Raw genomic sequence first — 14375 nt, forward strand, 5'->3', positions numbered from 1 at the left:
GGTGCAGGCGGGTGCAGGCCGCCTGACTGCACGGCGCTCCCGGCCGCCTTTTTCCCTTTTGCAGAGCTGGCATAACCTTTGCTTGGTTGTATGTACAACTACTGCTGCGTCTCCATCACACCATAAATTCTGTCTGGCTCACAAAACAGTAAAGCCGGGAATGAACTGCGCTGCGTTAGCTTGTATATACATGACATATCATCCTGTGAAATTTATGTTAAATCTCGTCAGGGCGATCACCAGGCCGCTACTTTCAGGAGAACCGTATGACGCACCCACTGACTCTTCGTCGTTTATGTCTCACGACCCTGGTTTCCTCTCTGCTGCTCTGTGGCGTCAGCGCCCAGGCGAAAGAGTGGAAGTCGATCACCATTGCCACCGAAGGCAGTTATGAACCCTGGAACCTGACGCTGCCAGGCGGCAAGCTCGGCGGCTTTGAACCGGAACTGATGGCGAATCTCTGCCAGCGTATGGCGATTCAGTGCAGGCTGGTGGTGCAGAACTGGGATGGCATGATCGCCGGGCTTAATGCCGGAAAATATGACGTGATCATGGATGCGATCGTGATTACCCCGGAACGAAAGAAAGTGGTCAGCTTCACCCTGCCTTACGCCTCGACGCCTGCCACCTTCATCACCCTGAAAGGGAGCCTGCTGCCTGCCGACAGCCAGATTATCAAGCTGACCGACGACGCAAAAACCGTGGAGCCGGCCATTGCAGGTCTGAAAGCGGCGCTGAAGGGCAAAACGATCGGTATCGCCTCCGGCACGGTTTACACCCCCTTTATCGACAAATATTTCAAAGAGGTGGCGGATGTTCGTGAATACACCAGCTCGGCCGACGCCATCCTCGACCTGCAGGCGGGGCGGATTGATGCGGTGTTTGACGACGTGACCTTCGCGCAGTCGATGCTGGCGCGGCCCGAGAACCGCAATCTCAGCTTCAGCGGCCCGCAGCTGGGCGGCCCGATCTGGGGTGAGGGAGAGGCGCTGGGCGTGCGCATGGCGGATAACGATCTGAAAGCCCGGCTGGATGAGGCGATCAAAGCCGCACTGGCCGATGGCACAGTGAAAAAGCTGAGCGAGAAGTGGTTCAAAACGGATGTCACACCCTGAGTGAGGTAACTGATGATAAGTCTGCTGAGTTTTGGCCCGGACGGCTGGGGACGGCTGATTCTGAGTGCCGCGCTGACCACGCTGCTGCTGTCGTTTGCCGCGCTGGTGGTGGGGGCGGTGGTCGGATCGGGCGTTGCCGCCGCGAAGTTATCTCCCCACCGGCCGGTTCGCTGGCTGGGGGAGGGATACTCGGTGATCTTTCGCGGCATTCCTGAGCTGCTGGTGATCAACCTGTTCTACTTCGGGGGATCGGGGCTGATCACGCAGATCGGCCAGCTGTTTGGTGCCGACGGATTTATCGAAGCGCCGCCGTTTCTGATCGGGGCGCTGGCCATCGGGCTTATCTCCGGCTCTTATCAGGCGGAAGTCTATCGCGCCGCACGGCTGGCGCTGGCGAAAGGGGAGATCGAAGCGGCGGTCGCGATTGGCATGCCCCGCTGGCGCATCCGGCAACGCATCCTGCTGCCGCAGGTGGCGCGCTATGCGCTGCCGGGTTTATCAAACGTCTGGCAGATGAGCCTGAAAGATTCGGCGCTGGTGTCGGTCACCGGCATCGTCGAGCTGATGCGGGCGAGCCAGATTGCCGCCGGTTCGACCCGTGACTACTTCGCCTTTTATCTGGTGGGCGGAGGCTGCTATCTGCTGCTGACGCTGCTGTCCAACCGTGCCTTCCTGCGCGCTGAATCCCGTCTGGGGCGCGCCTGGCAAAGTCGCACCGCTGCACAGCATTAGGGGGATTGATGATCGATTTTGCGTTTCTCACAGACACCTTCCTGAAACTCAGCGCCGCGCTGCCGGTGACGCTCGGTCTGTTTATCAGCGCCTTTCTGTGTGGTGGCGTGCTGGCGACAGGGATTCTGGCGCTGCGCATGAGCCGCTGGCGGCTGCTCAGCGGCTTTGCCCGCGGCTACATTCTGGTGTTTCGCGGTTCGCCGCTGATGATCCAGCTGTTCCTAATCTACTACGGTCTGGGGCAGTTTGGCGTGATCCGCCACAGCCTCCTCTGGCCATTTCTGCGTGAGCCGTTCACCTGTGCGGTGCTCGCGCTGTCGCTCTGCACCGCCGCCTACACCGCAGAGATCCTGCGCGGGGCGCTGCTGGCGGTGCCGCCAGGCCAGGTTGAGGCGGGGCTGGCGTGTGGGATGTCACGCGGGCTGCTGCTGCGGCGCATCATCGCGCCGGTCATGCTGCGTTACGCGCTGCCTGCCTACTCTACCGAAGCGATTCTGCTGGTGAAATCGACCGCGCTCGCCAGTCTGGTGACGGTGTGGGATGTCACCGGGGTGGCGCAGCAGATCATCCAGCGCACCTACCGCACCATGGAGGTCTTTCTCTGTGCGGCGGCGATCTACCTGATCCTTAATTTCATCATTGTGCAACTCTATGCCCTGCTGGAGCGGCGTCTGACGCCGGTGCACAAACCGGAAAAAAAGCCGTTACCGTCCGCTAAGCCGATCCCCGGAGGAGAGTAATATGTCTGATTTGTCACCCGTCACGCTGTCGGCCAGCGATATCCACAAATCTTTTGGTGCCATGGAGGTGCTGAAAGGCATCTCACTGCAGGCGCACAAAGGTGATGTCATCTCGATTCTCGGTGCCAGCGGCTCGGGCAAAAGTACGCTGCTGCGCTGCATTAATCTGCTGGAGACGCCCGATTCGGGCGTGGTCAGCGTCGGTGGTGAGACCATTGAGATGAAGCGCCATGCCCGCGGGCATCAGCTGGCCGCTAATCCCCGCCAGATTGAACGGCTGCGTTCCCGGCTTGGCATGGTGTTCCAGAGTTTTAACCTCTGGTCGCATCTGACGGTGCTGCAGAATGTGATTGAAGGGCCGCACTATGTACTGAAGCGCGACAAAAAAGCCTGCATCGCCCAGGCGGAACAGCTGCTGGACCGGGTCGGCTTACTCAACCGCAAAGATTTCTATCCCGCTCAGCTTTCCGGCGGTCAGCAGCAGCGCGTGGCGATTGCCCGCGCGCTGGCGATGGACCCGGAGGTGATGCTGTTTGACGAGCCGACCTCGGCACTCGACCCCGAACTGGTCGGTGAGGTGCTGAAGGTGATGCGCAGCCTGGCGGAGGAGGGGCGCACCATGCTGGTGGTGACGCATGAGATGGGCTTTGCCCGCCACGTCTCTAACCGGGTGGTGTTTATGCATCAGGGCACGATTGATTGTCAGGGCACGCCGGAGGCGATGTTTGGCGACGGCGGCTCGGCGCGCTTCAGGCAGTTCATCTCCCGTCATCATCAGGTGGAGCCGGTGTTATGAGCAGCACGCTGAATCCTCCGCAGGTGTGGGGCGATGCCCCGCTGACCTGGCCGTCGCTGGTGCAGGTCGCCCGGCACGATGCCCCTCTGACCCTCAGCGACAGCGCCTGGCAGCGGATTGCGCAGAGCCGCGAGATCGTCGGCACCATCGTGGCGACGGGGCAGGTGGCTTATGGCATCAATACCGGGCTGGGTGCGCTGTGCAACATCACCCTCTCTGAGGATGAACTGAGCCAGCTGTCGCGCAATACCCTGCTGAGCCACGCCTGTGGCGTCGGCCCGACACTGGCCAGAGCCGAGGTGCGCGCCATCCTGTGTGCCGCGATCGCCAACTACAGCCACGGTAAATCAGGCGTCTCGGTGGCGCTGGTGCAGCAGCTGCTGGCGCTGCTCAACCTGGGGATTACCCCGCAGGTGCCGTCACAGGGGTCGGTCGGTTATCTGACCCACATGGCGCATATCGGGCTGACGCTGATCGGCATCGGTGAGGTGGAGTGGCAGGGCAGCGTCGTCCCGGCAGAGCAGGCGCTGGCGGAGGCAGGGCTGACGCCCTACCGGCCTGGCGCGAAAGAGGGGCTGAGTCTGGTAAACGGCACGCCGTGCATGACCGGCTTAGCCTGCCTGGCGCTGGATGATGCGGCGCGTCTGCTGGACTGGGCGGATGTCACGGGCGCGATGAGCTTTGAAGCGCTGCGTGGCCAGCTGGTGGCGTTTGATCCTGAGGTGCTGGCGCTGAAAGCCAGTCCAGGGATTCAGCGCAGCGGCGAACGTCTGCGCCAGTTGTTAAGTGACAGCCCGCTGCTGAAAGCGAGCCTCGGTATCCGGACACAGGATGCGATGAGCCTGCGATCGATGCCGCAGGTTCACGGTGCCTGTCGCGACCAGTTCACCCATGCGGTCCGTCAGGTGGAGACCGAACTCAACGCCTCTACCGACAATCCGCTGATTCTGGGCACCCCCGACGCCTGGCGCGTCGTGTCGCAGTCGAACCCGCACGGCGAGTCGGTGGCGATGGCCTGCGACCTGCTGGCAATTGCGCTGGCGGAGCTGGGCAGCATCGCGGAGCGACGGCTTGATCGGCTGGTGAATCCGCTGGTCAGCGGTCTGCCGCCGTTTCTGGTGGCCGAGCCGGGCGTCAACTCCGGCATGATGATTGCGCAATATGTGGCGGCGTCGCTCTGCGCGGAGAACCGCCAGCTCGCTCAGCCGGCGGTGCTCGACAACTTTGTCACGTCGGGATTACAGGAGGATCATCTGAGCCTCGGCACCGGTGCGGCACTGAAGCTGCTGAAGCTGGTCAGCAATGTCGGGCACATCCTCGCGATTGAGTATCTGCTGGCGGCGCAGGCGCTGGAGTTTCACGGTGAATCCCAGCTGGCCGCAGGAACGCGGCGTGCGTGGCAGCAGTTACGGCAGGTGGTGGCGTGCTGGCAGCAGGATCGCTGGCTGGCGCCTGATATCGCCCGCGCGGCAGAACAGATCAGAGCGCACCGGTGCGATGCGCTTGAGGGATAGGCGGGTTATGACCGGCGGGCGTCCGGACGGACCAGGTCGAAGCGCTGGGCTTCACTGATGCCGTAATAGGCGCTGGGTCCCCCGGCGCGCAGAATCGGCTCCGCTTTGGCCGTCTGATATATGCCCTCTTCCAGCAGCGTTTCACTGATGTGGATCGCCACCGCTTCGCCCATGACCAGCCAGCTGTCGAGCGGGTTGTCATCGGCATCCTGCAGCTGTATCAGCTGTGTTAAGCGACACTCAAAGTTGACCGGGCTCTCTGCCACCAGACTGGCGCTGACCTGGGAACCAGCCTGCGGCGTTAAACCGGCGAAGGTGAACTCATCCTGATCGGCAGGCAGCGACGCTGAGCTTTCATTCATCGCTTCCGCCAGCGGGCGGGTCGCCAGGTTCCATACAAACTCTCTGGTCTCAGCAATATTGCGGACGCTGTCTTTCCAGCCGCTGCTGGCAAAACCAATAATCGGCGGATGATAGCTGAAGCAGTTAAAGAAGCTGTAGGGTGCCAGATTGCGCTGGCCGCTGGCGCTGACTGAGCTAATCCAGCCGATCGGGCGCGGGCCGATAATGGCATTCAGCGGATCGTGCGGCAGACCGTGACCGGCACGGGGTTGATAAGAATAGCGTTTCTGGCTCATAACCTCTCCAACGGGGAATAATGATTAATCTTAGCGCGACAGCATGGCCTGTCGAATCGGAAAGCGGTAAGCGGATGGTGCGGGTTTATTTTCGCTCGCCTACAGCGTATTGTACGCGCGCCTGAATAACTGAGAGAACGTATGAAAAAGTCAGCCAGCACCTCGCCTTTCCACGCCCGCAATCGCCATCAGGGCGAGTACGATTTTGCCGCGTTAACCGCCGCGCATCCGCCGCTGGCGGCCAAAGTCCGGCCCAACGGGTATGGTGTGCAGTCGGTGGATTTTGCGGACCCCGAGGCGGTGATGCTGCTGAATCAGGCGCTGATCAAACTGTTTTATGATATCGACTGGCAGCTGGCCCCCGGCTCACTCTGTCCGCCGGTGCCGGGACGAGCCGACTATCTGCACTACCTTGCGGATTTGCTGGCGCTGGATAACAACGGCGTAATCCCTGCGGCGGACATCCTGGATGTGGGCTGCGGCGCAAACTGTATCTATCCCCTGATTGGCGCGGCGGAATATGGCTGGCGCTTTACCGGCACTGAAATCAACGAGGTTGCACTCAAAGCGGCCAACCGCATCCTGGCCGCGAATCCGCGCCTGACGCGCCAGATCCGTCTGCGTCGTCAGAAAAACAGCGACGCGGTGCTGGCGGGCGTGATCAGCAAAAACGAATTTTTCAGTGCTGTCATGTGCAACCCGCCTTTCCACGCGTCGGCGGAGGAGGCCGCGGCGGGATCGCAACGTAAATCACGCAATCTCGGACTCGATAAAGAGGCGCCGCTCAACTTTGGCGGTCAGCATAATGAGCTGTGGTATTCCGGTGGTGAAAAAGCCTTTATCGGCAGGATGATCGCCGAGAGCGTGGCCTTCGGTCGTCAGATTGGCTGGTTTACCTCACTGGTATCGCGCAAAGAGAATCTGCCCGCGCTGGAAAAACAGCTGCAGGCGCTCGACGTGGCTGAGGTGCGGGTGGTCAACATGGCGCAGGGTCAGAAGCAGAGCCGCTTCCTGGCGTGGAGTTTTATGCCTGCTGCCCAGCGCAGCAAGCTGCTGAGTCGCCTGGGGAACTGAGGCATCTCATTACGCAGGTAGCAGGAATCTATCTGCTGAGAAAAAAGACGTGCTGCGATGCGGCCGTTTCAGACTGCTGACAAACCCAATCGGGGTTGCTCTTGCAGCAACACATTAGCTAATAGCGCAGGGAACACGGGCAGAGGAGTAAAGCGTCCCGCGCCATGGACGGCGCGGGCCGAGCGACCAGGGATGGTTTAAGCGACTTTCCGATCTGCCCGTGTTCCCTTCGCAGGGTCGGTCTCACAGCTGGGCAGGGCAGACTTTGCCAACAATAAAAACGGGCCGCTAAGCGGCCCGTTTTTATCAGGAGACGTGCTGCAGAAATTCGCGCAGACGCTCACTCGGGGGATTGCTGATCAGGCTGTCGGGATCGCCATCTTCCGCAATCCGGCCTTTGTCGATAAAGATCAGACGCGAGGCCACCTTCTGAGCGAAGCCGACTTCGTGGGTCACAATCACCATCGTCATGCCTTCTTCCGCCAGGTCCTGCATCACCTTCAGCACTTCGTGACGCAGCTCCGGGTCAAGCGCGGAGGTCGGCTCATCAAACAGCATCATCTTCGGCTTCACCGCCAGCGCACGGGCAATCGCGACACGCTGCTGCTGACCGCCGGAAAGCTCAGACGGGAAGTGATGCGCACGCTCGGCGAGGCCCACTTTGCCCAGCAGCTCGCGCGCCAGCTGGCGTGCCGACTCTTTGCTGGCACCGCGCACCCGGATCGGACCGAACGCCACGTTGTCCAGCGCGCTCATCTGCGGGAACAGATGAAACTGCTGAAACACCATGCCCGCTTCCTGACGAATCAGGCGGTCATCGACTTTCGGATCGTTGACGCGCAGACCATCCACAATCAGCTCGCCGCTGGTGATCTCTTCCAGCTTGTTAATGCAGCGCAGCAGGGTCGATTTACCGGAACCGGAAGGACCGATAATGACCACCACTTCGCCCTGGTTAATTTTCAGGTCAATGTTGTGCAGCACCTGGGTCTGACCAAAATGCTTGGAGACATCTTTAAATTCAATCACAGGATTTTCACCCTTTTCTCAATGCGGCGCAGCACAAAGCTCAGCACCAGCGTAATCACCAGATAGATGATCGCGACGGCGCTCCAGATTTCCAGAGCGCGGAAGTTACCGGCAATAATCTCCTGACCCTGACGCGTCAGTTCAGCCACACCGATAACAATAAACAGCGACGTATCTTTAATGCTGACAATCCACTGGTTACCCAGCGGCGGCAGCATACGGCGCAGCGCCAGCGGCATAATCACGTAGCGCAGCGTTTCACGGCCCGACAGTCCCAGCGCCAGACCCGCTTCGCGGAAGCCTTTGTTGATAGACAGCACGGCACCACGGGTGATCTCGGCAATGTAAGCGCCGGAGTTAATCATGATGGTTACGACCGCCGCACTGAAGGGATCGATTCGCAGGTCGGGAAACGCCATTGGCAGGGCAAAGTAGATGAACATCACCTGCACCACGATAGGCGTGCCGCGGATGATTTCGATAAACACCAGTGCGATGTTATTGGTGATCCAGCCGCCATAAGCACGGGCAAAACCGGCCACCAGACCGATAAGCAGACCGCCACACAGGCCGATGATTGAGATAATTAAGGTCAGTTTAGCGCCTTCGAGCAGCGCTGGCATGGCGGGCCAGATGACGCTCCAGTCAAACTCCATGGTGTCACTCCAGATATGTTGCGATGGAAAAAAGCAGGGAAAAGTTTCCCTGCTCAAATTAATTCACGGACAAATTATTATTTTGGTTCAGTGCCGAACCATTTTTTATAAAGCTGATTGTAGGTGCCGTTCTCTTTCAGGGTCTTCAGCGCGCCGTTGACTTTCTCACGTAAATCGTCGCTGCCTTTCGGGAAGGCAATACCATACTGCTGCGCTTCGATTGAATCGCCCACCGCTTTAAAGCGGCCTTTACCGGCGGTGTGAATGAAGTAAAGGATGTTTGGCGTGTCGTGCAGCACGGCGTCAGCACGGTTGGTGCCCAGCTCCATGTAGGCGCTGTCGATGTTCGGGAACTGACGCAGATCTTTCGATTTGATGTTGGCTTTCGCATACTCTACAGAGCCGGTGCCGCTTTTGACGGCGACCACTTTGCCATTCAGATCGCTGATGCCTTTGATGTTGTTTTCGTTGTTACGCACCATCACCTGCAGACCGCTTTTGTAGTAGCCATCAGAAAACTCGATCGCCTTTTTACGTTCTTCAGTAATGGTAATACCCGCCAGCGCCAGATCGACATTACGTGTCTGCAGGGCAGGGATGATGCCGCTGAAATCCATCGGCTTCAGGGTGTAATCGAGCTTCAGTTCTTTGGCAATCGCATCCCACAGATCCACATCAAAGCCGACATATTTGTCACCCTGTTTGAATTCAAACGGAACAAAGGCGGTATCGGTCGCGACGACCAGCTTCTTTTCTGCTGCGGTGGAGGAGAGAGAGAAGGCCAGCGCCAGCGCGGCCACAGAAACTTTTAACAGTGACTTCATCATTTTTTCCTTTTTACACTCAGGCGGCAGGACCTGCGTTTTCGGCTTGTCATATGAAAAAATTATGCCAACTTTGCAAGATACGCGAAATCAGTGAGTTAAATATCACAGCTGAAGCGATTTTGCAGGTTATTCTGCATTTGCACCTTTTTGGTGCTCTATTGTGGTGCAGGTGGCGATTTTGGTGCAAGCGGTAGTGTGCCTCAGTTGTTGAAGCTTTGAAGCGAAGAAGAGAAGAACTGTTAACAGGGTCATAAAACGGGGTTATACAGACGTAAAAAAGGCGGGTTTCCCCGCCTGATTGACTGCACAGTCACTGCATTAAGTCTTATTCAATGTTGGCTTCGATGAACCACAGGAACTTGTCCAGGTCGCGAGAGGCCGCGGTGAAGATGTCAGCAGTATCTTCATCTTTCACTTCGGTAATCGCTTTACGGGTATCGTTAGCAACGATGGCGTAACGATCGGCCAGTGCCTTCAGATGATCCTGCACGCTGTGGATGTTCAGCGGATAGCTTTTCAGTGGGGTTTTGTCGTTCACGACCTGTGCGGTGCCCAGTGCCACGCCGCCCAGCTGCACAACACGTTCAGCAATCGTATCCTGATGATCGGTAATCGCGGTGCGGAAACCATCCAGCATCTCATGTACACCGATAAAGTTAGCACCGCGCATGTTCCAGTGCGCCTGCTTAGTGATCAATGACAGGTCAATAAACTCGACGACCAGACGATTCAGCACCTCGATGGTGGCTTTCTTTTCGTCTTCGGCTACGTCATTGCGGGTGTAAATCAGATCAGAAGATTTAGTTTTAACCAATTTAGCGGTACTCATCGTTTCAGTCCTCTCTTTGATGGTTGTCCTAATCAAGTACCGGATAAGTATAGCAGCGCTTTTTAACTTTGCAGAAACGACTTTATCAATGGATGAAATAGTGTCTCTCTTTGTCTGGTGCCGCTCGGGTTCAGGAAGGTTACTACTATGTTAAAATATAAAATAAAGAAAATTTTATTATGAATCAGTAAGTTAAAGTATTTTGTAAATAACAGGTAAGTGACTGTTTCAAAATAGAAAGTGCAGCGGAATGAATCGGTTAAGAATAATTCTCATGTTGAGCATGATTGTTATTTAGCCCGCTATAACAGCGGGCAGGACGCGCTTATTTCTGAGTGTCGCCGGATAATTCCACGTTGTTCAGCTGGCTCTTTTTCGGCCGCATCGTCAGCGTTGATCCTGCCGACGCGATGATGATAGCCAGCAGCGCCAGCCACTGGAGTGCACTCAGCGTTTCCCCCAGAAAGAGCATCCCTGAAAAGGCAGCCATCGCCGGCTCGAGACTCATCAGCGTGCCGAAGATGCGCGCCGGTAAGCGGGTCAGTGCGACCATCTCCAGCGAGTAGGGGATAGCGCTGGAGAGCAGGGCGACCAGTAGCGCGATGGGCATAACCGCCCAGTTCCAGATGCCACTCTCGGCAAAGGTCAGTCCCAGTGGCACAAAAATAACCGAGGCGATCAGCGAGCCGATTGCCACGGTAGCAGGGCCATGCTCCGCGCCTGCCCGTTGTCCGGCCAGGATATAGATCGCCCAGCAGGCTCCGGCAGCGACAGCCAGCGCGGCCCCCACGGGGTCAATGGCGGTCATGCCTGTGCCAAACGGCAGCAGGAACCACAGGCCAATCACGGCCAGCACCACCCAGACAAAATCGAGCGGCCGGCGTGAACCAAACAGCGCCAGCGCCAGCGGGCCGGTAAACTCCAGACCCACCGCCACACCCAGCGGCACCGTACGGATGGCCAGATAGAACGTGAAATTCATTGTGCCCAGCGCCAGACCATACATCAGAAGGGGAAGACGCTGCTCGCGGCTGAAGCGTAAACGCCAGGGTTTGAAAATTATGCAGAGTATCAGTGTGCCAAATCCCAGGCGCAGGGCGGTGATCCCGGTCGCCCCAACGGCAGGAAACAGTGACTTCGCCAGGGATGCACCGCCCTGAAGCGACAGCATCGCAATCAGCAGTACGGCGACCGGCAATAAAATCGGGGTAAGGTTTTTAGCAGCGGGAGAGGCAGACATCCTGTTCACTTTTCCTGGTCATCAACGAAATCAGTCGACCAGTGTAAAGGAAAGAGCGGCTAAAAAATCACGAATTTGCGTTTTAAATGCGAGCGGGTTGCGCAGTTTTTGCCCGAATTCAGTGCCATTTTGGTAAAGAAATGTCAGGATTTTTTAGGATTTAACTTAAAGAGGGGATTCAGCACAAAATGATTGTTGCAGCAAAATGACGGATTTTATAAGAAAAATGAATGACATAGGATGTCGCATTAACGTCCTGTTACACCAAACTTTCTGTTAGACAACAAAATCCGGGCAGAGTTTCTCGCTATTTTTTGTTATATTTTCAGCGTTGTCAGGAGAGAAGTATTTTCACATTTGAGGTGGTTATGAAAAAAATTGCATGTCTTTCAGCATTAGCCTGTGTACTGGCAGTATCTGCAGGTTCAGCAATGGCACAGAGCACCGTAACTGGTGGTTACGCGCAGAGCGACTATCAGGGCGTGGCTAACAAAGCTAACGGCTTCAACCTGAAATACCGCTATGAAGACGGTTCTAACCCACTGGGTTGGATCGGTTCATTCACCTACACCGAAAAAGACCGCACTGAAGCTGGCGTTTACAACAAAGGCCAGTACTACGGTGTGACCGGTGGTCCTGCTTACCGTCTGAACGACTGGGCGAGCATCTACGGTGTTGTAGGTATCGGCTACGGTAAATTCCAGCAGAACGATACTTCTTCACGCGCTAAAACTGATTCAAGCGACGTAGGTTTCTCTTACGGTGCTGGTCTGCAGTTTAACCCAATTCAGGACGTCGCGCTGGACGTTGGCTACGAGCAGAGCCGCATCCGCAATGTGGACGTGGGTACCTGGATCGCTGGCGTAGGTTACAGCTTCTAAGTTTAGCTTAGCTGACCCGCCAAAAAACGGCCCCTCATGGGGCCGTTTTTTATTGTGCCGATGTTCTCCCTGCCATGCAGGCTCCCGCCTTTCTCTTCCCCAGCTGACAATCTCTGTGCCCTCATAGCCGGCAGCGTGATGCCCGCTGAGCGCGCAAAGTGTCAGGCGAAATAAGAGAAAAGAAAATAAGCAGAAGGGGAGAGCGCCTCCCGGGCTGAGAGGCGCTGAAAAGGGGTCAGCCGCGCCAGATAAGCTTCTGACAGCGACGATCGGCAGGTTTGTGGCCCAGCAGTTTCTCAATCAACATCAGACGCAGCGTGAAGGGGGAACGCGTCAGCAGGCACAGCCAGGATTTCATCTCCGTGGTTGTTCTCTTCTCAGCCTGGAAGCATTTGCTGCAATCTAAGCAACATTTCAGGGTGCTCATAGAATCACCTCCCAATCATTGTCGACGCGGTCGTCAGCAGCCTGGGGTGAGATACGCCATCACCGGATCCACCCAGGATCGCAAAGGATCCTCTGTGTGCTGCTTACATTATCAACAAATATAGCACTGGCTATATCCTTTAGCCAAGGCTAACGAGGAAAAATTTGAGCTTCTTTGCGGCTGGTTTACAATAAGCGCAGCTAAATCCGTACAGCAGTGCCCGTACGGGAAATAATAATGAGGAAGCTGAATGAGTCGTCGTGCTAAAAGCGTGGTTTCTGCGCCAAAAGGACCACTGAAAGATATTGAAGAGCATGTCGAAGGTTTTCGGCAGGTGCGTGAAGCGCATCGTCGGGAGTTAATTGATGACTACGTTGAGCTAATCTCTGATTTAATTGGTGAATTTGGCGAAGCACGTCAGGTCGATATGGCAGCCCGCCTGGGTGTGTCACAACCGACCGTGGCAAAAATGCTGAAACGACTGGGCAGTGCCGGACTGGTCGAGCAGGTCCCTTATCGCGGGGTCTTTCTGACCAGCGAAGGGGAGAAGCTGGCCGAAGAGAGTCGTGCCCGTCATCATATTGTTGAAAGTTTTCTGCTGGCGTTAGGCATCAGTCCTGAAACTGCCCGACGTGATTCAGAAGGGATTGAGCATCACGTCAGTGATGAAACTCTGGCTGTGTTTAAGAAGTTCTCCGAAACCCGTTAACGCTAAGGCGTACCCTCATCATGCCTCAACTGCTTCGATCTTTTTTGCACGACTCTATTTTGCATTTATTAATCGTGTTGGGTGTGGTTCTGGCTTTTCTGGCGGATTTCCGCTGGGGCGATCTGCCAGGTGCCGTAGACTGGCACACCATCATCACGCTGACCGGTTTGCTGATCCTGACCAAAGGGCTGGAAACCAGCGGCTATTTTGATGTGCTGGGGGGACGGCTGATTGCGCGTTTCCGGCATGAACGTGCGCTGGCGCTGTTTATGGTGCTGGCCGCTGCGCTGCTCTCGACCTTTCTGACCAATGATGTGGCGCTGTTTATTCTGGTGCCGCTGACCCTGACTCTGCGCAAATTCTCTCATCTGCCCATCTCGCGTCTAATCATCTTTGAAGCGCTGGCGGTGAATGCCGGATCGCTGCTGACGCCGGTCGGCAACCCGCAGAATATTCTGTTATGGAGTCACGGCAAGCTCAGCGTTGTCGCGTTTATTGTGCAGATGCTGCCGCTGGCGGCATGGCTGCTGCTGAGCCTGATGGTCCTGACCTGGTTCAGCTTTCCAAAGCGGTCGATTGATAAGCATGATAATCCTGAACAGCCTGAGTGGCAGAAACCGCTGTTTATTGTCAGTGTGGTGCTCTACCTGCTGTTTATCGCTGGCCTGGAGCTGGAAATCACCGGCTGGGTGCTGCTGCTGATTCTCGCCACTTTCCTGGTCATGGCGCGCCCGGTGCTGCTGCGCATTGACTGGAGCCTGCTGGCGGTGTTTATCGCCATGTTCATTGATGTCTTCCTGCTGACCCGTCTGCCGGTGATGCAGGCGCACTTTGATGCGGTTTCCCACTTCGGTCATGGACAGCTCTATCTGCTGGCTATCGGGCTGTCACAGGTCATCAGTAATGTGCCGGCAACGATTCTGCTGCTGCAAAAGGTACCACCCACGGATGTGCTCGCCTGGGCGGTGAACATCGGTGGATTCGGCCTGCTACCGGGTTCCCTGGCCAACCTGATTGCGCTGCGTATGGCAAAAGATCGGGCCGTCTGGTGGCGTTTCCACCTGTTTTCACTCCCTCTGCTCGCCTGGTCGATGGCCAGCGGCTGGCTGCTGCTGCGGCTGCTCAATTAGTCCCACCCCGCCTGCCACCCTCATCAGGTGGCAGGACG

General features: G+C 56.9%; 16 protein-coding genes. 9 read left to right on the forward strand and 7 right to left on the reverse strand.

Annotation, left to right across the window (positions count from 1 at the left end):
- Positions 1 to 266: 266 nt before the first annotated feature.
- Genes HFD97_RS02070 through hutH form a run of 5 tightly spaced genes read left to right on the forward strand, consistent with a single transcriptional unit; the run spans position 267 to position 4897 of the window.
- On the forward strand, positions 267 to 1115 hold the full coding sequence (locus HFD97_RS02070) for a transporter substrate-binding domain-containing protein (protein ID WP_009091244.1): 849 nt from the start codon (positions 267 to 269) through the stop codon (positions 1113 to 1115).
- A gap of 12 nt (positions 1116 to 1127) precedes the next feature.
- On the forward strand, positions 1128 to 1847 hold the full coding sequence (locus HFD97_RS02075) for an ABC transporter permease (protein ID WP_167431082.1): 720 nt from the start codon (positions 1128 to 1130) through the stop codon (positions 1845 to 1847).
- 8 nt (positions 1848 to 1855) lie between these two features.
- Complete coding sequence (locus HFD97_RS02080; protein ID WP_046101491.1) at positions 1856 to 2587, forward strand: ABC transporter permease; 732 nt, start codon at positions 1856 to 1858, stop codon at positions 2585 to 2587.
- Between the two features lies 1 nt (position 2588).
- On the forward strand, positions 2589 to 3383 hold the full coding sequence (locus HFD97_RS02085; protein WP_009091239.1) for an ABC transporter ATP-binding protein: 795 nt from the start codon (positions 2589 to 2591) through the stop codon (positions 3381 to 3383).
- The gene (gene hutH, locus HFD97_RS02090) at positions 3380 to 4897 is read left to right on the forward strand and encodes a histidine ammonia-lyase (protein WP_185155333.1); all 1518 of its coding nucleotides are present in this window, start codon (positions 3380 to 3382) and stop codon (positions 4895 to 4897) included. Before HFD97_RS02085 ends, hutH begins: the two co-directional genes overlap by 4 nt.
- 5 nt (positions 4898 to 4902) lie before the next feature.
- Here hutH and HFD97_RS02095 read toward each other — a convergent pair whose 3' ends face one another.
- On the reverse strand, positions 4903 to 5535 hold the full coding sequence (locus HFD97_RS02095) for a flavin reductase family protein (RefSeq protein WP_167431081.1): 633 nt from the start codon (positions 5533 to 5535) through the stop codon (positions 4903 to 4905).
- A 141-nt stretch (positions 5536 to 5676) separates the two neighbouring features.
- Between HFD97_RS02095 and rlmF the strand changes: the two genes are divergently transcribed.
- On the forward strand, positions 5677 to 6609 hold the full coding sequence (rlmF, locus tag HFD97_RS02100; RefSeq protein ID WP_167431080.1) for a 23S rRNA (adenine(1618)-N(6))-methyltransferase RlmF: 933 nt from the start codon (positions 5677 to 5679) through the stop codon (positions 6607 to 6609).
- Between the two features lie 306 nt (positions 6610 to 6915).
- Here rlmF and glnQ read toward each other — a convergent pair whose 3' ends face one another.
- From glnQ to rhtA, 5 genes are all read right to left on the reverse strand, one after another.
- Positions 6916 to 7638, reverse strand: coding sequence for a glutamine ABC transporter ATP-binding protein GlnQ (gene glnQ / locus HFD97_RS02105; protein ID WP_009091231.1), 723 nt, complete (start codon positions 7636 to 7638; stop codon positions 6916 to 6918).
- The gene (gene glnP / locus HFD97_RS02110) at positions 7635 to 8294 is read right to left on the reverse strand and encodes a glutamine ABC transporter permease GlnP (RefSeq protein WP_009091229.1); all 660 of its coding nucleotides are present in this window, start codon (positions 8292 to 8294) and stop codon (positions 7635 to 7637) included. The genes glnQ and glnP overlap by 4 nt, the downstream gene beginning before the upstream one ends.
- Positions 8295 to 8371: 77 nt before the next feature.
- A complete protein-coding gene (glnH, locus tag HFD97_RS02115; protein ID WP_009091226.1) occupies positions 8372 to 9118 on the reverse strand; it encodes a glutamine ABC transporter substrate-binding protein GlnH in 747 nt (248 codons plus the stop codon).
- A gap of 328 nt (positions 9119 to 9446) precedes the next feature.
- Positions 9447 to 9950: a DNA starvation/stationary phase protection protein Dps gene (gene dps, locus HFD97_RS02120; protein WP_009091225.1), complete on the reverse strand. Its 504-nt coding sequence runs from the start codon at positions 9948 to 9950 to the stop codon at positions 9447 to 9449.
- Positions 9951 to 10275: 325 nt separating this feature from the next.
- The gene (rhtA, locus tag HFD97_RS02125) at positions 10276 to 11190 is read right to left on the reverse strand and encodes a threonine/homoserine exporter RhtA (RefSeq protein WP_046101495.1); all 915 of its coding nucleotides are present in this window, start codon (positions 11188 to 11190) and stop codon (positions 10276 to 10278) included.
- Positions 11191 to 11558: 368 nt separating this feature from the next.
- On the opposite strand from rhtA, the gene ompX reads away from it, so the two are divergent.
- Positions 11559 to 12071, forward strand: coding sequence for an outer membrane protein OmpX (ompX, locus tag HFD97_RS02130; RefSeq protein WP_009091221.1), 513 nt, complete (start codon positions 11559 to 11561; stop codon positions 12069 to 12071).
- 235 nt (positions 12072 to 12306) lie between these two features.
- Here the strand turns inward: ompX and HFD97_RS02135 are convergent, their stop codons facing one another.
- Positions 12307 to 12498, reverse strand: a complete 192-nt coding sequence (locus tag HFD97_RS02135) for a hypothetical protein (protein WP_033736362.1) — start codon at positions 12496 to 12498, stop codon at positions 12307 to 12309.
- 250 nt (positions 12499 to 12748) lie between these two features.
- On the opposite strand from HFD97_RS02135, the gene mntR reads away from it, so the two are divergent.
- Both mntR and HFD97_RS02145 read left to right on the forward strand, forming a co-directional pair.
- Complete coding sequence (gene mntR / locus HFD97_RS02140) at positions 12749 to 13207, forward strand: manganese-binding transcriptional regulator MntR (protein WP_003850512.1); 459 nt, start codon at positions 12749 to 12751, stop codon at positions 13205 to 13207.
- 20 nt (positions 13208 to 13227) lie between these two features.
- A complete protein-coding gene (locus HFD97_RS02145) occupies positions 13228 to 14337 on the forward strand; it encodes an SLC13 family permease (RefSeq protein ID WP_033736361.1) in 1110 nt (369 codons plus the stop codon).
- Positions 14338 to 14375 lie beyond the last annotated feature (38 nt).

The organism is Pantoea sp. EKM103V (genome assembly GCF_011800365.1).
Lineage (GTDB): Bacteria > Pseudomonadota > Gammaproteobacteria > Enterobacterales > Enterobacteriaceae > Pantoea > Pantoea anthophila.